Here is a 17,452-nt window from a genome sequence, read left to right on the forward strand (position 1 = left end):
GCCGAAGTCGGGCTCGGTGAGGCCGAAGCAGCCGATCGCCTCCCCGGCCGCCAGCCGGGGCAGCCATTCGTCCTTCTGTTCCTCAGATCCATAGCGGTAGATCGAGAACATCGACAGCGAGCCCTGCACGGAGACGAAACTGCGGAACCCGCTGTCGCCGGCTTCCAGCTCCATACACGCCAGGCCGTAGCTGACCGCGTTGGTGCCGGCGCAGCCGTAACCCTGAAGGTGCATGCCGAGCACCCCGAGCTTGCCGAACTCCTTGGCCAGCTCCCGGGGCAGCGTGGCCGATTCGAACCATTCGCCGACGTTGGGCCGCAGGCGGGTATCGACAAACTTGCGTACCGTCGCGGCGATTTCGCGTTCGTCGTCATCGAGCAGCCGGTCGGTGTCGAACAGCTCCAGCGGCCGGTAGGTGGACTTCTTGGCAGCCGAAGCGGTGGTGGCGGTCATGAGTCAAGGCTAGATTTGCCGGGCAAATCCGCCTATGGCCGATTTGTACAACTGATGTGGGAGATGTTGTCCAAATGGGTGGTTATCAGCGCTTGGATGCCGGAATGGACCACTCGTTGCGGTGGCCTATGCTCGGTGCGGCAAACGGCGTGGCCCCAGGTGTTCTCGTCGTCAGTGACCGGCGAGGACAGCCCAGGGAAAGTTTGACTGTGCAGGCGATTGTTGGCGATCCGGTCCGCGTTCCCGGCGTAGAGCGTCGGGTTCGTGATGACCTGATCGGGTTGAGCGGCGTGGCCGTCGTGATGGTGGTGGTCTGCCATTTCTGGTTCGGTCGGGCGCCCGGCGGGCTGGATGTCCTGCTGGTCTTGTCCGGATTCTTCATCGGCGGTCGCGTGCTCCGCGGCATCGGTACGGCGAGCGTGACGGATCTGGCCGCCGAGTTGGGGCGGGCGGCGCGCTGGCTGGTGCCGCCGTTGGTTCTCGTGGTGGTCGTGTGTTCGGTGCTCACAACGTTCGTTCAGCCGCAGACCCGGTGGGAGGCATTCGCCGATCAGACGCTGGCCGGGCTGGGCTTTTACCAGAATTGGCAGTTGCTCCAGTCGGCGGACGACTATGTGCAGGCCGGTGAAGCGGTGACGCCGTTGCACCATCTGTGGGCCATCTCGGTGCTGGGCCAGTTCGCGCTCGCGTTCTTCCTGCTCGCCGGGGTCATCATCGCGGTGACGGTACGTCGGGGTCGCGGCGCGCGCCGCACGACCCTGGTTGCCGCTTCCGGTATCGCGGCGGCGGCATCGCTGTATTACGCGCTCACGACGCAGCCGGACAACCCGATGCTCGCGTATTACAGCACCGCTGCCCGGGCCTGGGAGCTGTTGGTCGGAGTGCTGGCAGCGGCCTTCGTGGCCGGCCCGGTGGGGCGGCGAATCCGATGGCCCGGCTGGTTGCGGGCCGGTGCGGCCGCGGTCGGCCTGGCGGCGATCCTGGTGTGCGGTGTGCTCACTGACCGCGCCGTGCAGTCCCCGGGAATCTGGACATTGATTCCGGTGGCGGCGACGGTACTGGTGATCGTGAGTGCAGCCCAGGGGCTGTCCCCGAGGACGAACGAGTTCCTGCGCAGCACCCCGCTGGTGACCATTGGGGCGGTGGCCTACCCGCTGTACCTGTGGCACTGGCCATTGCTGATCTTCTGGCTGGCCGCCGTCAACGACGATGCCGTCGGCCCGGCCGATGGCACCGCGATCATGTTGGTCGCAGTGCTGCTGGCGTTGTTGACCGCGCGGTGGGCCCAGCTGCCGTGGCGTCGGGGGCCCGGCCTGCGGGTGGTCTCGGGTGCGGTCGTCGTGTTGGTCGCGGTGGCGCTCGTGGCGGCGTCGCTGATGTGGCAGGGACATGCCGCCCTGGCCCGGGCCAGCGGCGCGGAACTCGGCATGCTCTCGATTCGCGACTATCCGGGCGCGCAGGCGCTCATCGAGCATCAACGGGTCGCGAAGCTGCCGATGCGCCCGAGCGTGCTGGAGGCCGATGACGACATCCCGCCCTCATCGCAGGATCATTGCGTCACGGGATTCACCGGTGCCGAGGTCGTCACCTGCGTGTACGGAGACCCCAAGGGTTCCCACACGATTGCGCTGGCCGGCGGGTCGCATTCGGAGCACTGGCTGACCGCGCTGCACCAGATCGGGCGTCAACACGGCTTCAAGGTGACCACCTACCTGAAGTTCGGCTGTCCGCTGACCACCAAACGTCTGCCGATCATCGCGGGATCCTTCGAGCCGTACCCGTCCTGCCGGACGTGGTCGGACAACGCATTGGCGCAGATCATCGCCGACCGGCCCGACTACGTGTTCTTCACCGCAACGCGCCCGATCCTCAACAGCCCGGGCGACTACGTGCCCGACTACTACCTGGGGATCTGGGATGAGTTGTCCGCCAATGGGATTCCGATGCTCGGCATGCGTGATACGCCGTGGATGATCCGGGACGGATGGTTCTTCTCGCCGGTCGACTGCCTGTCGAAAGGTGGTGACGCCGACTCCTGCGGGCTGCCGCGGGCCGAAGCCCTGGCCGAGCGCAACCCCACCCTCGACTACCTGGCGGACTATCCGCTGATGAAGATCCTCGACCTCAGTGATGCGGTGTGCCGGCCGACGATCTGCCGTGCCGTCGAGGGCAACGTGCTTGTGTACCACGATGCCCACCATCTGTCGGGGACCTACGTACGCACTCTCACCACCGAGTTGGCGCGGCAGATGTCCGGCGCCCTCGGATGGTGGTAGCCGTCATTCGACGATGAAGACCGGAATCTGTCGGGTGGTCTTGGTCTGGTATTCGGCATACGGCGGATAGGCCTCCACGGCCAGCTTCCACCAGTGCTCGCGCTCGTCACCGGAAAGTTCACGGGCGGTCAGCGACGCGGTCTTGTCGCCGTCCTGCACCGTCACGGCCGGGTTGGTCTTGACGTTGAAGTACCAGGACGGGTGTGCTGGATCGCCGCCCTTGGACGCCACCATCGCGTAGCGGCCGTTCTCCTCCACGCGCATCAGCGGTACGTATCGCTTCTTCCCTGATTTGGCGCCCGTTGTCGTGAACAACACGATGGGGCGGTCCAGCACCTCGACGCCGTCGGTGGTGCCTTGTTCCAGGATGCGTTGGGTCTGGTCGCGTACCCAGTCGGTCGGGCTCAGTTCGGCATGTTCAGTCACGCAAGCGGGAACACCGGGCGCCGCGCCGCTATTCCGCGGGTCAGGTCAGGCATGGCGCGACGGGCTGGGGGCTTGGTCCAGCATGTTGACCCCGAACCAGCGCGGCATCCGTGGCGAACAGCGCCAGAGCACCGACGGCCAGTCCGGCGCCGATCCACGGCACTACCGGGTAACCGATCCCGGCCGTCAAGGCCATCCCGGCCAGCCACGGGCCGAAGGCGATCCCGACGTTGAACGCGGAGGTGGTTCCGGCCGCAGTCAGCGTCGGCGCGGACGCGCCCAGGGCGAAGACCCGCGAATTGAGCGCTGGGTTGGTGCCGAATCCGGTCAGTCCGAGCAGCACGCTCAGCGCGCTGACCAGCAATGCATGGTGGCTGACGATCGCGATCGCGACCAGAACGACGCACAATGCGCTGAATCCGACGAGTAGCACCCCGCGCGGCCAGCGATCGGCCGCGTAGCCGCCCACAGCCATCCCCGCCAACGCCCCGACTCCGTAGCCGAACAGGACCAGCGGCACCCATTCGGACCTCAGGCCGCTGGTTGTGATCAGCATGGCGCCGAGATAGGTGAAGGTACCGAGCAATGCCGCGGTACCGACCGCGGTCATGGCGTAGGACAACCACAGCCGGGGCACGGCGAGTCCACGCAACTCGTCGGCTATCCGCGGTGCGGCGTCAGGGCGTGCCGTCGGGACTGCCGCGAGGACTGCGCCCGCAGCCAGGGTGGACAGGGCTGCGACGGCCCAGAACGCGCCGCGCCAGCCCAGACTCTGGCCGATCCAGGTGCCTGCGGGCAGCCCGATGACCGTGGCCACGGTCAGTCCGCCGGCAACGACACTCATCGCGCGGCCGCGCCGGTCGGGGGTGACCAGTGACATCGCGGTGCCCGCGCCGACGGCCCAGAAGCCGGCGTAGACGAATGCCGCGATGAATCTCACCGCCACCAGCACCGGGTAGGAATCGGTGAGGGCACCGGCAACGTGCGCCAGGACGAAGATCGCCAGAAATATCAACATCGCCCGCCGGCGCGGCCATCGCAATGTCGTAATCGCGAGGATGGGGGCGCCGACCAGCATGCCGAGCGCGAACACCGACACCAGCAGGCCGGCTTGGGGAACCGTCACATCGAGATCGGCCGACAATTCGGGGAGTAGGCCGGCCAACATGAGTTCGCTTGTGCCCTGGGCGAATATTGCAACGCCGATGATCCAGATCGCAACCGGCATCAGAGCATCGACCCTCCGCTGGCGTCGATCCACTGGCCGGTCACCCACCGGGCGTCCTCGGAAGCCAGGAACGCGACGATGTCGGCCACATCGGCCGGTTGGGCGACGCGGTTGAGCGGCGACTGTGCGGCCACGGACGCGCGGCCTTCCTCGGAGGCCAGCCGGGCCGCGTTCATGTCGGTGTCGGTGCTTCCCGGTCCGACCGCGTTCACTGTGATGCCCCGCGCAGCAACGTGTTTGGCCAGGGTCGCGGTGAACGAATCGAGGGCGGCCTTCGACATCGCATAGGCGAGCAGCTCTGGTATCCGAGAGCCGTGGGTGAACCGCGTCGAGATGTTGACGATCCGGCCGTTGTCGCGAATCCGTGACAACCCCTGTTGGGTGATGAAGACCGGCGCGCGGGTGTTCACTGCGAAGATCTCGTCATAGGTCGATTCATCGAGGTCGTCGAAAGCGATTCTGCCGCCGAGTATCCCGGCGTTGTTGACCAGGATGTCGAGGCCGTCGGCGTGGCCGTCGAACGCCTCCCAGAGTTGTGATGCGTCGCCGGTGCCGCCGAGTGTCGCCGGTATCGCGAAGGCCTCGCCGCCGGCCTCGGCGATCTGCCGCACGGTCTGGTGGGCGGCGTCCGCTCGGTTGCCGTAGTGCACGCCGACACGGGCGCCGTCGGAAGCCAGGCGAAGGGCGATGGCCCGGCCGATTCCCCGGCTGGCGCCGGTCACCAGGGCGGTCTTGCCGATCAGTGATGGCACGTTGCCAACCTTTCTATAGCGGGCGATACAAAAATGGACGCTAGCACATTAACTAGCGGTCGCTATAGAATGGCTGGGTGACCTCGGTACGTGGACGGCCCCGCTCATTCGACCGTGACGCGGCGCTGGACAAGGCGATCCTGCTGTTCTGGGAGCGTGGTTACGAGGCGACCTCCACGCGCGATCTCAGCAGTGCGTTGGGTGTTGGAATCCCCAGCATCTATGCCGCTTTCGGGGATAAGCAGTGCCTGTTCAACGAAGCGGTGCAGGTCTATGACGAGCGGTACGGCGGGTTCATCAATGCCGCGCTGAGCGAAGAACCCACCGCCCGCGAGGCCTTTGTCCGGATTCTGCGCGAAGCTCCCGCCCGATATACCAGGCGTGGGCTACCCCACGGATGTCTCATCGTCAGCGGCGACGACGGCACCGTCGACCCGGAGGTGCGAGCAGCCCTGCAACGCATTCGCCGGCACAAAACAGGTGAGCTCGCCGACAAGGTCGGCGCGGATATCGCAACCGGGGACGTCCCGGCCGATACTGATGCGCAGGCGCTCGCCCAGTACGTGATGTCCACGCTGAGCGGCATCGCCCAAGCCGCCCGGGACCGCGTTCCGCGGGCGACCCTCGACCGGGTCGCCGCGATCGCGGTCCGGGCTTTGCGGTGAGTTCGGTTACCTGAGTTTCAGCACCACTTTGCCCTTGGCGCTGCGGTTCTCCAGTGACGCGATGGCTCGCGCGGCCTGCTCCAGTGGGTACACCTCGGGCTGGGGTGCGGGCACCGCGCCCGAGGCCAGCAGCGGCTGCAGCTCGGCCCACTGCTCCTGCAGGTATCCGGGATGGGAGAACGTCCAGGCGCCCCAGCCGGCGCCGATCACGTCGACATTGTTGAGCAGCAACCGGTTGACCTTGACCGTGGGGATCTCGCCGCCGGTGAACCCGACCACCAGCAGCCGTCCGCCCACCGCCAGCGAACGCAGTGAGTCGGTGAAGCGGTCACCGCCGACCGGGTCGAGGACGATGTCCACGCCGCGCCCGTCGGTGAGTTCTTTGACCGCATCGCGGAATCCTTCGGCCAGCACCACATCGGATGCGCCCGCGGCCCTGGCGATCCCGGCCTTCTCCTCGGTGGACACCACCGCGATGGTGCGCGCGGCGCCCAGCGCCGGGGCGAGTCGCAGCGCGGAGGTGCCGATGCCGCCCGCCGCGCCGTGCACCAGGACGCTCTCGCCCTTGGCCAGCCGGCCGCGGGTGCGCAACGCGAACTGCACCGTCAGGTCGTTGAACAGGATCCCGGCGCCGGCCTCGAAGGACACGGAGTCCGGCAGCGCGAACACCCGCTCGGCGGGCAGTGCCACGACTTCGGCCATGCCGCCGGACAACATGGTCAGCCCCAGCACGCGGTCACCGGCGCGGACATGGGCACCGGCCGGGGCACTGCGGACGACGCCAGCGACCTCGGCGCCCGGCGTGAACGGCAGATCCGGCTTGTACTGGTAGAGCCCGCGGGTGAGCAGGGCGTCCGGAAATGCGACCCCGGCCGCGTGGACGTCGATCACCACGGCGTCGCCGGAGTCGCCGTTCGGTTCCTCCACCTCGGCCACCTGCACCGCGTCGGGACCGTCGAGCCGGGTGATCTGTGCTGCACGCATCGGTGTCTCCTTCTGGTGGGGTCGCCAGCCAATTGTGACAGGTGTCAAGTCGGTGGCTAGCATCACCGGATGCTCAACGCCCGCGCCGCCGTGGTGTTCGACGCCGGAGCCGATCCACGGCTCACCGACGTCCAGATCCGGGAACCGGTCGGCGACGAAGTGCTGGTCCGCATCGAGGCGGTGGGCATCTGCCACACCGATGTGAGCGTGGCCGCGCGCTTCCGTAAGTTGCCGATGGTGTTCGGCCACGAAGGCGCGGGCACCGTCGTCCAGGCCGGGCCGGCTGCCGCTCCCGATGTCGGCGACCAGGTTGTTCTCACGTTCGCCAGCTGTGGCACGTGCCGTAACTGCCAGTCCGACGCTCCGGCGTACTGCGAGCATTCGACCGACCTCAACATGCGCGGTGGTGGTCGCGACGGCTCCGGTGCACTGCACTGCGACGGTGCGGCCATCGGGGGCGGATTCTTCGGCCAGTCCAGCTTCTGCACCTACGCGATCGCCGGCAGCCGCAATGCGGTGGTGCTTCCCGAGCCGGTCGACCCGGCGCTGGCCGCTCCGCTGGGCTGCAGCGTGCAGACCGGTGTGGGTGCTGTGCTCAATGTGCTTGCGCCGCAACCCGCGGATGCACTCGTGGTGTTCGGTGCCGGCGCCGTCGGGCTCTCGGCGGTCATGGGGGCCCGCATCGCGGGGTGCCGGACCATCATCGCCGTCGACCCGATCGCGCAGCGGCGCACGCTGGCAGGCGAATTGGGTGCCACCGCGACGATCGACCCGATCGCGTCCGATGCCGCTGCGGTCATCCTCGAGCTGACCGGGGGAGTGACCGCCGCGGTCGACACCACCGCGCGGCCCGATGTCCTCGCCGCGGCGGTCGGGGTGCTGCGTGAACGCGGCACTCTGGCGCTGCTGGGCCTCGGCGCGATGACGGCCGACCTGCCCGTCGCGGCCATCATGGGCAAGGGCCTGACCGTGCGCGGTGTGGTGGAGGGGGACAGCGAACCTCAGACCTTCATCCCGCGCCTCGTCGATCTGCACCGCCGTGGCGAACTTCCGCTCGACAAGTTCGTGAGCCGGTACCCGTTCGACGACTTCGACCGGGCCTGGGCCGCCGCCAAGGCCGCTGACGTGGTCAAACCCGTGCTGATCACCAGCGCGGCAAGCTCATGAATCCCCAGTTCCACCTGGCAACGGCGCCTATGATCGGAGCAGCATGACCCTTCCTCAGCTACCGCCGGGACGCAACGTCGAGGTTCGCGCCATCGACGGAGTGCGGCTGCATGCCGAGGTGTTCGGCCCCGAGGACGGCTACCCGATCGTGCTGGCCCACGGCATCACCTGTGCCATCGGGGTCTGGGCCCACCAGATCGCCGATCTGGCCACCGACTACCGCGTCATCGCCTACGACCATCGCGGGCACGGCCGCAGCGAGACTCCGCACGGGCGGCGCAGGTACAGCCTCAATCACCTCGCGGCCGACCTCGACGCAATCCTTGCCGCGACGCTGAAGCCCGGCGAAAGGGCCGTCGTCGCCGGACATTCCATGGGTGGCATCGCGATCACCTCGTGGTCGCAGCGATATCCGGCCCAGGTGGCCGCCCGCGCCGACGCTGTCGCGCTGATCAACACCACCACCGGGGATCTGGTGCGCGACGTGAAACTGCTGCGGGTGCCGGCGCCGCTGGCGTCGACCCGCATCCTGGCGGCCAGTACTGCGATCAGGACGTTCGGCGGGGCGTGGGTGCCCCGGATCACCGAACGCCCCAACAAGCATTTCGTCGCTCACCTCGCGGTGGGTCACGACGCGGAGCCGTGGGTAGCGGAGTTCGTCTATCGGCTGTTCGCCGATACCCCGGCCGCCGGGCGCGGCGGTTGGTCCAGGGCGCTGGTCAACAGTCTTGGACCGCAACATATCTCGCTGCAGAACCTGACGGTGCCCACGCTGGTGATCGGTAGCGTCAAAGACCGCTTGCTGCCCATCAATGCCGCCCGCCGCATCGCTTCTGACGCCCCGAACCTGAGCGCCTTCGTCGAGATGCCCGGCGGACACTGCGCGATTCTGGAATGCCCGTCACAGGTGAACGCCCAATTGCGCGCCCTGGCCGCATCGGTGGCCTCGCCCCGGGCGGTCAATCAGTAAGCCGGCCCGCGACTTCGGCGGCCGCGCGCTGCCCGGACCGGACCGCCCCGTCGAGGAATCCGGTCCACTCGTCGGCGGTTTCGGTGCCGGCCCAGTGGATGGAGTCCACCGGTTCACGCAGCCACCGGCCGTACTGGGTCCACGAGCCCGGCGGCACCGCCGCTGTCGGGCCGCCAGGCGCGAATTGTTCTGTGCTCCAACAGTGGTCGATGTAGTCGATCGGCTGCAGCGCCGCCTCGCCGAAAAGGGTGGCGAACCCGGACAGGGCCTGCTCGCGCCGTTGATCCGGAGGCAGCCGGTCGAACGTGCGAGCATCGGTGAACCCCAGCAGGATGCCGGGACCACCATCGCCCGGGCTGACGTCGAAGGTGATGAACACCGGCCCCTCGTCAGACAGTGCCTCGCCCGAACAGCCGTTGGCGCGCCAGAACGGTCGGTCATAGGCGGCGTAGGCCTTGCTGAGGTTGCCCTGCGGCCAGTTGTCGGCCAGCTCGGTATAGGGCTTGGGGAGTGGCGGGTTGAACTCGATACCGGCCCGGTGCTGCGGCGGGATCGCCACGATCACCGCACGTGCGTGTACTTCGCCGGCCGGGCAGCTCACCGCCACAGTGCCTTCGGGGCGACGCTCGATGCTGCCGACGGGAGCGTTGAGCACCACCCGATCTCCGAGTTCGTCGGCCATCTTGCACGCGATCTGCTGGGTACCGCCGGGAAACCGGTCCTGCTGGGCACCGTCGCGGACGTCGAGCATGCGGTCCAGCCCGCCGGCGGCCTTGACGTAGCGGGCGGCGTGCAGCATCGACACCTCGTCGGGTTCGGCACCCCAGGTGACCCGGGACATGATCGCCATGAGGTTGAGTGTCGAGGCGTTGGCACCCGCCGAGCGCAGCCACTGCTCCAGGGTGAGCTCGTCGAGTTTCTGGGCGTTCGGACTTGTCCACGGCTCGTTGATCCGGATCGCCCGGCAGATCCGTTCGAAGCGCCACTGGATCCGCGAGACATCGAACAGTTCCATCATCGACAGCCGCGGGATGGTGCTCCGGTACGACCGCACCCGTCCGTGCCACCGGATCAGGTTCTTGCCGCGGTCATAGGTGGGCACCGTGCGGCACCCGAGTTCGTCGGCCAGCGCCAGCACCGCATCCTGGGTGGGGCCGACGAACGTCCCGCCCAGGTCGACCGGCACCTCGGCGATCGTGGCGGTCGACGAGCGTCCTCCGACGCGGTCGCGCCCCTCCAACACCACGACCTGGTGTCCGAGTCGGACCAGGGCGCGGGCGGCGGACAGGCCGGCGAATCCGGCGCCAACCACGACGACGTCGGTGCTCGTTGGGATGCTCACCTGTCTAGGCTCTCACGCGTGAAGGTCATGACAGCGTTGTTCGGGCCGCAAGACGCGATCGATCGGGCCGCGGCCCTGCGCGAGGCCGGTGCCAGTGGGGTGTTCACCTTCGAGGGACCCCACGATGTGTTCGCTCCCTTGACGCTGGCCGCCACCGTCGGGGGTCTCGACCTGATGACCAATGTGGCAATTGCCTTTCCTCGCAACCCGATTCACCTGGCACATCAGGCGATCGACCACCAGATCCTCTCCGGTGGCCGATTCACCCTCGGGCTCGGCACCCAGATCCGCGCCCAGATCGAGAAGCGGTTCGGCGCGGAGTTCGACCGCCCGGTGGCCCGGATGTCGGAGTTCGTCGCGGCGTTGCGGGCAATCTTCGCTGCGTGGGAGACCGGCGAGCGACTCGATTTTCGGGGCGAGTACTACCGGCACACGCTGATGACGCCGACGTTCACGCCCCGGGACAATCCGTACGGTCCGCCGCCGATCTATGTCGGCGCGCTGGGCCCGCGGCTGACCCGGGCCACCGCGCAGTTCGCCGACGGGCTGTTGGTCATGCCGTTCGGGTCGAAGCGGTTCCTGCAGGAGGCCACGCTGCCTGCGGTGCGTGACGGGCTGGCCGCCGCCGGCCGTGACGCGGGCGAGTTGGCCATCGTCCCGGAGATCATCGTGTCGGCCGGGGACGATCACGACGCGACACGACGACTGCTCGCCTTCTACGGCTCCACCCCGGCCTACCGGCCGGTGCTGGAGGTACACGGCTGGGGTGATTTGCAGCCCGAGCTCAATGTGCTGTCCAAACAGGGCCGCTGGCAGGAGATGGGTTCGCTGATCGACGACGAGGTGCTGCACACCATCGCGGCCTGCGGTACCCCCGCGGAGATCGCCGCCCATATCCGGGACCGGGTGGACGGGGTGTCCGACCGGATCTGCCTGTACCAACCGGGTCCGATCGCGGTGGATGCGCTTGCCCAGATCGTTGACGCACTGCGCGACTGAGCACATAGGGTGGTGGTACTGAGCGGGACCAAAGGAGGTTCGCCATGGACGGCGCTCGTCGGGCTGCGGATCCGGACTACTCGGATGTGCTCATCATCGGGGCGGGGATCTCAGGGCTGGGCGCGGCCTACCGCGTGCATGAGAAGAGCCCCGGGCTGACCTACACCGTCCTGGAACGTCGGGAGCGGATCGGTGGCACCTGGGACCTGTTCCGCTACCCGGGAATCCGCTCGGACAGCGACATCTTCACACTGAGCTTCCCCTACCAACCGTGGACCAGGCCGGAGAACGTGGCCGACGGCGACGACATCCGCGACTATCTCACCGAGACCGCTCGGGTGCACGGCATCGACCGCCATATCCGGTTCAACACCCGTGTGCTGTCCGCGGATTGGGATTCGGCCACCGACACCTGGACCGTGCAGGCCGAACAAGACGGCCGGTCGAAGACCTACCGGTGCCGCTACCTGTTCTGCGGCACCGGCTACTACAACTACGACGAGCCCTATGCCCCGGAATTCCCCGGTATCGAGAGCTTCACCGGCGACGTCGTGCACCCGCAGTTCTGGCCCGAGTCGCTGGACTACACAGGCAAGCGCGTCGTGGTGATCGGCAGCGGCGCCACGGCGATCAGCCTGGTGCCTGCACTGGCCCGAACCGCCGGGCATGTCACGATGCTGCAGCGTTCGCCGACCTACATGATGTCGATGGCGCGTATCGATCCGATGGTGCAGGCCATCCGGAAGTTCTTGCCGCGCAGGGTATCTCACCAGGTAGTGCGGGCCCGCAATGCGACGATCCAGTTCCTGACGTACACCTTCTTCCGGAAGGCGCCCAAGGCGGGCCGCTGGCTGGTCCGCAACCGCGCGGTCGCGGCCCTGCCCGAGGGCTATCCCGTAGACGTGCATTTCAAACCCCGGTACAACCCGTGGGACCAGCGCATGTGCCTGGTGCTCGACCGCGACATCTTCAACGAGATCAGCAGCGGCCGGGTTGATGTGGTCACCGATCACATCAACCACATCGATGCCACGGGCATCGTGCTGGAATCCGGTGCCCGGGTCGATGCCGACGTGATCATCACCGCGACCGGTCTGCAACTGCAGGCGCTCGGCGGGATCAGGCTGGCGGTCGACGGCCAGGAGGTCAAGCCGACCGAGCGGTTCGTCTACAAGGAGTACCTGCTGGAGGATGTCCCGAACCTGGCCTGGTGCATCGGCTACACCAACGCTTCGTGGACGCTGCGGGCCGACATGACCGCGCGGGCATTCGCAAACCTGGTGTCCTACATGGGTGCTCATGGCTACACCCATGCGTATCCGCACAAGGGTGCGGCGCCGATGCCGGAGAAGCGGACGTGGGACCTGGAGGCCAGCTATATCCAGCGCTCCGAGCATGCGCTGCCGCGTTCAGGCACGCGGCGGCCATGGCACGTGCGGCACAACTATGTGTTGGATGCCATCGACCACCGCTTCGACCGCATCGACGAGTCGATGGTCTTCGGCAGGGCGCCGGTCGCCGCCGAGCCCGTCGCTTGAGCACCCCGCACGCTCGTCACGGTGTGCGGATACGCAATCCTGTGGTCAGCAGCTGTGTGGCCGAAAGCCCGAACGTGCTCTTGAAGGAGTCCGCCAGGTGTGACGGGCTGGCGAACCCGGAATCGGCCGCCGCTGTCGTCAGATTCTGCCCGGCCGCCACGGCGGTACCTGCTGACACGAGCCTGCTCCACATCCGGTAGCGACGCAGGCTGGTCCCGGCCTCGCGGCGGAACAGATGCAGGAACCGGGATTCGGAGAGCCCTGCGGTGGCCGCGAGCTCACGCGCCGATACCGCATCCGCCGGGTTTTCACGAATCTGCTTGGCCACCAGTTCGATTCGATGATCGATCCGATGCGGTGTGTCCGGGGCGGCCAGGTCCAGCCAGCGGCGGGCGGCCCCATCGTCGTCCGGCGTCATCGTCAGCGCGGGCTCGGCGGCGTGGCCGATGCCGATGTTGTCCCGGAATTCGGTGAACTGCTGTCGGCACGCCGCGCTGCGCTGCGAACTGGGATCGAGATAGCACGACACCATCGCTCCCGGCATCGACAGGTGGTGGGTCAGTCGCGGTGGAATCAACACACTGCCTGCGACGATCGCGTTTCCGGACACCGTGACAGTCAGCGGTCCGTCGACGCCGACGACCAGGCACCACACCGATCCGGAGTGCGGTTGCAGCCCCAGGCCGGGCCCGGAGTAGAGCGCTTGTCCCGGCCACAGCCACACCGTCGGGTAGCAGGTTTGTGGAAGCGGTGGCACGGGTTCAGTCTGCATGCTGAACGGGCAACGTGAACAGGAGGCTACCGTGGCTGTTGCTGTCATCGCCGTCGTCGGCGTGTTCTTCGCCGGCATGGGTCTGTACGCGCTGGCGGCTCCCACCGCGATTCTGCGCCCGTTCGGGTTCCACATCGAGACCGCGGCAACCCGTGCCGAAGTGCGGGCCGTATACGGCGGATTCGGGTTGGCGATCGCGGGTGTGCTGGGCTATGCGGCCGCGACACCGGGGGAGGTGCGCACCGGAATCCTCATCGCGGTGGGTGCGGCGCTTGCCGGGATGGCGTTCGGCCGCATCGTGTCCGGGGTGCTGGGGGACCGAACGGCCTTCTACCCCAACTGGTTCTATTGCCTGGTCGAGGCGATCGGCGCGGGCGCGCTGTTCTGGGCCGCCTGATTTCTCCGGCGAGCAGACGCAAACCTGCCATTTTCAGTAGAAAACGGGCAGTTTTGCGTCTGCTCGCGCGAAGAAAGGGACTAGGGAGCGACGGTGAGCCAGTCGGCGAAGCCGGACGGGTCGTGCCGGCCGAGTGCGCCGTGTTCGAACAGACCCCAGCCTTCCACCGGCTCACCATTGCCCTCGGTGCACAGGGCCCGTCCGACGTGGTCGATCACGCCGAACGCGGTCCGGCCGGCCACTGCCGGGTCGGTCATGTCGTAGGTGCGCCGTTCGGTGAACTTCTCGCCCTTCCACACGCCGTGGATCCAGTCGGTGTCGCCGCCGTAGCCGCCGCCAACGTGAATCGGCACGGGCAGTTTCGATTCCACGTCGAACCGGACGGGGGTGCCGTCGAGCGCGGTGGCCTCGATGGTGGCACCGGTCGGGATGCGGGTGCCGGAGCGGTAGTGGATCTTGATGCGCGGCCAGCCGAGCTGCTCGACGCGGCCGTCTTTCCAGACCCGCGTGCAGTCGTTGAGCGAACGGAACCCGTTGGGCTCCTCCTGGATGATGAGGACGATCGCGAAGTCGTCGAAGGCCATCGGCACATACAGCCACCACATGCCTTCGAACGGCGGGTCGGCCGGACGTCCGGCGGGCTCGGCCTCACCGATGGGCCGGATACCCCAGGACCGGTCGCGCGAGCCGATCCAGGTGTCCGGGTCGACGTCGATGCGCTGGCCGTCGATCTCCAGATAGCCACTCCAGGAACCCAGTTGGGCGAACCGCTGGGCGTCGAGGGTGACCCGGTTGCCCTGACGCATCAGGTGGGGCTGTTCCTGGACGACGTCGAACAGCCCGTTCCACGTGAGATCTGCTGCGATGCCCTCGGTTTCGTCGAGAACGATGCGCACCTTGTGCAGTGGTTCGGGGACCTCGACCCGGTAAGCGCCGACGTGCTGGTTGAGCCGGTCCTGATCGATCGCGTCGGACAGGTGCACAGCGGTCTGCTCGTCACCGCGGCGTACCAGGAAGTACGCGTCCTTCACCCCGAGGTTGGGGTAGTAGCCGAGGCCGGTGATGACGAAGATGTCGCCGGTGCGGTCGTGGGCGTTGAAATACGAACGGTCGTAGAAGTTCCGGTCCGAAGAGCCGGGCCAGGCGATCGGCTGGGGGATTTGGTGGACCGGGAATTCGTCCATCGGGCCGAGCATTTAAGACTCCTCGATCAGGCGCCGCAGCAACGGCGCGTGGTAGAACATCGACTCGATGTCTTCGGGTTTCTCCATCTCGCCGAAGTGCACGCGCCGTGCGCCGGTGCGCATGAACACGCAGCACCAGATGACGCCTGAGTAGATGTAGAACCAGCGAAGGTCGCCGACCTCGACACCGGTGAGGTCTCGATAGGTGGCCCGCACATCCTCCTCGCGCATCACGTCGGGCAGGCCAGGTAGTCCGGCCATCCCGGCCAGCTCCTGAAATACCATGTGCGCAAAGATGATCCAGGAAACATCGAGCTCGCGCGGGCCGACAGTGGCCATCTCCCAGTCGAGTACGGCAGACGGCCGGAAGTTGTCGTAGAGCACGTTGCCGATGCGTGAGTCGCCCCAGATCAGGACGGAGTCCGACGCCGCCACATCTTCGGGGAAGTTGTCCTCGAGCCACTGCAGTGCCCGCTCCACCAGCGGTGAACGGCCAAGATCGGGTACCGCGTATTCGTACCAGCCCTTGAGCCAGCCGAAGTGCCGGCGCAGCGGGGTGTCGCCGGGAGGATCGATCTCGGACAGGAAACCGAACCGCTCTGCGGCGTCGGGGATCGCGTGTAGCTTCGCCAGCACCTCGACGGTGCTGTCCTGCAGCTCGCGCTGGCGTTCGAGGGGGGCATCGGCGAACCAGTTGCCGCCGAAGGTGTAGGGCATGACGTCCGGCGGCACCTGGCCGTCGACCTGGTCCATCAGGAAGAACGGAGTGCCCAGGACCTCGCCGGTGGTGTCTATCCAGCGCACGTTGGGGACCGGTACCTCGGTGAGTTCGCCGACCTGACGCATCACCTCGAACTGGTGATCAAGCCGGTAGGACGAGAACACCGGGACATCGTCGGCGGTGGGGGCGACTCGGGCCACCCACTTCTGCTCCTTCGGCTCGCCATTCTCTTCCCAGCGACCGGTCAGCATGATCGTCTCCGAGGACATGCCGTTGGAGTCGACTCCGCTTTCCACGGTGATCTCGGGGGCGATGCCGCCCGGCATCAGGGTGGACAGCCATTTCGACAGCACCGATGGCAGGGTGGTGACGTCACGGCTGGAGCGTTGCAGGTGGTCGACGTTCTCCACAGGAGCGTCCACGGCCTCGTTTGCCATTCAACTGTTCCTTACGGCCACAATTACGATACTGTTAGTAGCGTTATGAAAGCAGAGCCATCACCGGTTGGCAAGAGCGCCGGAGCGGGACGTCCTCGCGACCCGCGCATCGACGCTGCCATATTGCAGGCGACCGCGGACCTGCTTGTCGAAATCGGATACGCGAACCTGACCATGGCGGCGGTCGCCGAGCGGGCCCAGACCACGAAAACCGCGCTGTACCGCCGGTGGTCGAGCAAAGCGGAGTTGGTGCACGAGGCCGTGTTCCCTGCTGCCGCGAGTGCGTTGTCGGCGCCGGCGGGTGACATCGCCGCAGATATCCGGGCGATGATCGGTGCGGCCCGTGACGTGTTCACCAGTCCGGTGATGCGTGCGGCGCTGCCCGGGCTGGTCGCCGATGTCGTAGCCGACACAGACCTGAACGCCCGGGTGATGCAGCGGTTCGCCGGGACCTTCGTCACCGTGCGCGCCCGGATCGTCGACGGCATCGTGCGCGGTGAGGTCCAGGCCGATGTGGACCCGGACCGTCTTGTGGAGCTCATCGGCGGGTCGACCATGCTGCGGATGCTGTTATGGCCCGACCGTGAACTCGACGACGAGTGGGTGGCGCAGACGGCGGCGATCCTGGTGCACGGGGCCACTGTCGGCAGGTAACGTCTGACGCTGTTGCGTCAGGCTGAGGGCGCAAACATCGCCACGGTTGGTTGACATCAACCGCTCTTCAGGTTCGACACTGGTGTGATGAACGCGAAGGATCAACAGGACATCGGAGCCGTCATGAGTGCTGCCACCGACCTGTGGGTGGCCCACGACATGGACGGCTGGGGTCGGTTGTTCACCGAGGATGCCGACTTCGTCGCGCACAGTGGCCTGTGGTGGACCTCGCGCGGCGCCAATGTCGATGGGCACCGCGATGTGCCGGAAGCCGTTGTCCGACAAAAGCGCAACTACACCCAGCGGGTCGAGGCCATCGCCGAGATCGTGCCGGGTGTGGCGCTTGTACACACCCGTTGGGACTGGCCCGACCACGTGCAGCCGGGAGCAGGCGCCGAAGACCGCAGCGGCATCATCAGCTACGTCCTGGTCGAACACGACGGGCGCTGGTTGATCCGCTCCGCCCACAACACGCGGGTGAGCTAGC

The 17,452-nt window shown here is 67.2% G+C and carries 18 protein-coding genes; 9 read left to right on the forward strand and 9 right to left on the reverse strand.

The genetic code is table 11. The features are described 5' to 3' along the window. The coding region (locus EYZ64_RS10185; RefSeq protein ID WP_210115494.1) for an acyl-CoA dehydrogenase family protein at positions 1 to 453 on the reverse strand (453 nt) is incomplete at its 3' end. Positions 454 to 662: 209 nt separating this feature from the next. Here EYZ64_RS10185 and EYZ64_RS10190 point away from each other — a divergent pair. Continuing rightward, on the forward strand, positions 663 to 2,729 hold the full coding sequence (locus EYZ64_RS10190) for an acyltransferase family protein (protein ID WP_135453328.1): 2,067 nt from the start codon (positions 663 to 665) through the stop codon (positions 2,727 to 2,729). Positions 2,730 to 2,732: 3 nt separating this feature from the next. Here the strand turns inward: EYZ64_RS10190 and EYZ64_RS10195 are convergent, their stop codons facing one another. Genes EYZ64_RS10195 through EYZ64_RS10205 form a run of 3 tightly spaced genes read right to left on the reverse strand, consistent with a single transcriptional unit; the run spans position 2,733 to position 5,135 of the window. Then, the gene (locus EYZ64_RS10195; protein WP_135453329.1) at positions 2,733 to 3,155 is read right to left on the reverse strand and encodes a nitroreductase family deazaflavin-dependent oxidoreductase; all 423 of its coding nucleotides are present in this window, start codon (positions 3,153 to 3,155) and stop codon (positions 2,733 to 2,735) included. Positions 3,156 to 3,195: 40 nt separating this feature from the next. Continuing rightward, positions 3,196 to 4,383 (reverse strand): Cmx/CmrA family chloramphenicol efflux MFS transporter, encoded by a 1,188-nt coding sequence (locus EYZ64_RS10200; RefSeq protein WP_135453330.1) that lies wholly within the window; start codon positions 4,381 to 4,383, stop codon positions 3,196 to 3,198. Further along, positions 4,383 to 5,135, reverse strand: coding sequence for an SDR family oxidoreductase (locus EYZ64_RS10205; protein ID WP_135453331.1), 753 nt, complete (start codon positions 5,133 to 5,135; stop codon positions 4,383 to 4,385). Before EYZ64_RS10205 ends, EYZ64_RS10200 begins: the two co-directional genes overlap by 1 nt. 77 nt (positions 5,136 to 5,212) lie before the next feature. Between EYZ64_RS10205 and EYZ64_RS10210 the strand changes: the two genes are divergently transcribed. Continuing rightward, a complete protein-coding gene (locus EYZ64_RS10210) occupies positions 5,213 to 5,800 on the forward strand; it encodes a TetR/AcrR family transcriptional regulator (RefSeq protein WP_135453332.1) in 588 nt (195 codons plus the stop codon). Positions 5,801 to 5,806: 6 nt separating this feature from the next. Here EYZ64_RS10210 and EYZ64_RS10215 read toward each other — a convergent pair whose 3' ends face one another. Next, entirely contained in the window at positions 5,807 to 6,784 is a 978-nt protein-coding gene (locus EYZ64_RS10215; protein ID WP_135453333.1) for an NADPH:quinone oxidoreductase family protein, read from the reverse strand. A gap of 69 nt (positions 6,785 to 6,853) precedes the next feature. Between EYZ64_RS10215 and EYZ64_RS10220 the strand changes: the two genes are divergently transcribed. Beyond that, positions 6,854 to 7,951, forward strand: coding sequence for an NAD(P)-dependent alcohol dehydrogenase (locus EYZ64_RS10220; RefSeq protein WP_135453334.1), 1,098 nt, complete (start codon positions 6,854 to 6,856; stop codon positions 7,949 to 7,951). Positions 7,952 to 7,994: 43 nt separating this feature from the next. Further along, complete coding sequence (locus EYZ64_RS10225; protein ID WP_135453335.1) at positions 7,995 to 8,921, forward strand: alpha/beta fold hydrolase; 927 nt, start codon at positions 7,995 to 7,997, stop codon at positions 8,919 to 8,921. Here EYZ64_RS10225 and EYZ64_RS10230 read toward each other — a convergent pair. After that, positions 8,911 to 10,263 carry a flavin monoamine oxidase family protein gene (locus EYZ64_RS10230; protein WP_135453336.1) on the reverse strand — a complete coding sequence of 451 codons (1,353 nt, stop codon included), beginning with the start codon at positions 10,261 to 10,263 and terminating at the stop codon, positions 8,911 to 8,913. The two genes, EYZ64_RS10225 and EYZ64_RS10230, sit on opposite strands and share 11 nt — an antisense overlap. 27 nt (positions 10,264 to 10,290) lie before the next feature. Between EYZ64_RS10230 and EYZ64_RS10235 the strand changes: the two genes are divergently transcribed. Both EYZ64_RS10235 and EYZ64_RS10240 read left to right on the forward strand, forming a co-directional pair. Next, positions 10,291 to 11,262 (forward strand): TIGR03617 family F420-dependent LLM class oxidoreductase, encoded by a 972-nt coding sequence (locus EYZ64_RS10235; protein WP_167858094.1) that lies wholly within the window; start codon positions 10,291 to 10,293, stop codon positions 11,260 to 11,262. A gap of 44 nt (positions 11,263 to 11,306) precedes the next feature. Continuing rightward, the gene (locus EYZ64_RS10240) at positions 11,307 to 12,800 is read left to right on the forward strand and encodes a flavin-containing monooxygenase (protein WP_135453338.1); all 1,494 of its coding nucleotides are present in this window, start codon (positions 11,307 to 11,309) and stop codon (positions 12,798 to 12,800) included. Positions 12,801 to 12,816: 16 nt separating this feature from the next. Here the strand turns inward: EYZ64_RS10240 and EYZ64_RS10245 are convergent, their stop codons facing one another. Then, positions 12,817 to 13,572 carry a helix-turn-helix domain-containing protein gene (locus tag EYZ64_RS10245; protein WP_135453339.1) on the reverse strand — a complete coding sequence of 252 codons (756 nt, stop codon included), beginning with the start codon at positions 13,570 to 13,572 and terminating at the stop codon, positions 12,817 to 12,819. Here EYZ64_RS10245 and EYZ64_RS10250 point away from each other — a divergent pair. After that, on the forward strand, positions 13,571 to 13,969 hold the full coding sequence (locus tag EYZ64_RS10250; RefSeq protein WP_135453340.1) for a DUF4345 domain-containing protein: 399 nt from the start codon (positions 13,571 to 13,573) through the stop codon (positions 13,967 to 13,969). The two genes, EYZ64_RS10245 and EYZ64_RS10250, sit on opposite strands and share 2 nt — an antisense overlap. A gap of 80 nt (positions 13,970 to 14,049) precedes the next feature. On the opposite strand, the gene EYZ64_RS10255 is transcribed toward EYZ64_RS10250, so the two are convergent. Further along, positions 14,050 to 15,165 carry an Rv3169 family protein gene (locus EYZ64_RS10255; protein WP_135453341.1) on the reverse strand — a complete coding sequence of 372 codons (1,116 nt, stop codon included), beginning with the start codon at positions 15,163 to 15,165 and terminating at the stop codon, positions 14,050 to 14,052. Further along, positions 15,166 to 16,311: a phosphotransferase family protein gene (locus tag EYZ64_RS10260; RefSeq protein ID WP_135453342.1), complete on the reverse strand. Its 1,146-nt coding sequence runs from the start codon at positions 16,309 to 16,311 to the stop codon at positions 15,166 to 15,168. 45 nt (positions 16,312 to 16,356) lie between these two features. Here EYZ64_RS10260 and EYZ64_RS10265 point away from each other — a divergent pair, with 45 nt between their 5' ends. Both EYZ64_RS10265 and EYZ64_RS10270 read left to right on the forward strand, forming a co-directional pair. After that, positions 16,357 to 16,965 carry a TetR/AcrR family transcriptional regulator gene (locus EYZ64_RS10265; RefSeq protein WP_135453343.1) on the forward strand — a complete coding sequence of 203 codons (609 nt, stop codon included), beginning with the start codon at positions 16,357 to 16,359 and terminating at the stop codon, positions 16,963 to 16,965. An 87-nt stretch (positions 16,966 to 17,052) separates the two neighbouring features. Beyond that, positions 17,053 to 17,451, forward strand: a complete 399-nt coding sequence (locus EYZ64_RS10270; RefSeq protein ID WP_135453344.1) for an SgcJ/EcaC family oxidoreductase — start codon at positions 17,053 to 17,055, stop codon at positions 17,449 to 17,451. Position 17,452 lies beyond the last annotated feature (1 nt).

The sequence above is a fragment of the Mycobacterium sp. DL99 genome, assembly GCF_004762045.1.
Taxonomy (GTDB): domain Bacteria; phylum Actinomycetota; class Actinomycetes; order Mycobacteriales; family Mycobacteriaceae; genus Mycobacterium.

Bases quoted from the DNA above. Each gene is read 5' to 3' on its own strand.
- EYZ64_RS10225 (WP_135453335.1), top strand. From the start codon at position 7,995: ATGACCCTTCCTCAGCTACCGCCGGGACGCAACGTCGAGGTTCGCGCC.
- EYZ64_RS10245 (WP_135453339.1), bottom strand. From the start codon at position 13,572: ATGCAGACTGAACCCGTGCCACCGCTTCCACAAACCTGCTACCCGACG.
- EYZ64_RS10260 (WP_135453342.1), bottom strand. From the start codon at position 16,311: ATGGCAAACGAGGCCGTGGACGCTCCTGTGGAGAACGTCGACCACCTG.
- EYZ64_RS10265 (WP_135453343.1), top strand. From the start codon at position 16,357: ATGAAAGCAGAGCCATCACCGGTTGGCAAGAGCGCCGGAGCGGGACGT.
- EYZ64_RS10270 (WP_135453344.1), top strand. From the start codon at position 17,053: ATGAACGCGAAGGATCAACAGGACATCGGAGCCGTCATGAGTGCTGCC.
- EYZ64_RS10200 (WP_135453330.1), bottom strand. From the start codon at position 4,383: ATGCCGGTTGCGATCTGGATCATCGGCGTTGCAATATTCGCCCAGGGC.
- EYZ64_RS10255 (WP_135453341.1), bottom strand. From the start codon at position 15,165: ATGCTCGGCCCGATGGACGAATTCCCGGTCCACCAAATCCCCCAGCCG.
- EYZ64_RS10215 (WP_135453333.1), bottom strand. From the start codon at position 6,784: ATGCGTGCAGCACAGATCACCCGGCTCGACGGTCCCGACGCGGTGCAG.
- EYZ64_RS10235 (WP_167858094.1), top strand. From the start codon at position 10,291: ATGACAGCGTTGTTCGGGCCGCAAGACGCGATCGATCGGGCCGCGGCC.
- EYZ64_RS10220 (WP_135453334.1), top strand. From the start codon at position 6,854: ATGCTCAACGCCCGCGCCGCCGTGGTGTTCGACGCCGGAGCCGATCCA.
- EYZ64_RS10240 (WP_135453338.1), top strand. From the start codon at position 11,307: ATGGACGGCGCTCGTCGGGCTGCGGATCCGGACTACTCGGATGTGCTC.
- EYZ64_RS10250 (WP_135453340.1), top strand. From the start codon at position 13,571: ATGCTGAACGGGCAACGTGAACAGGAGGCTACCGTGGCTGTTGCTGTC.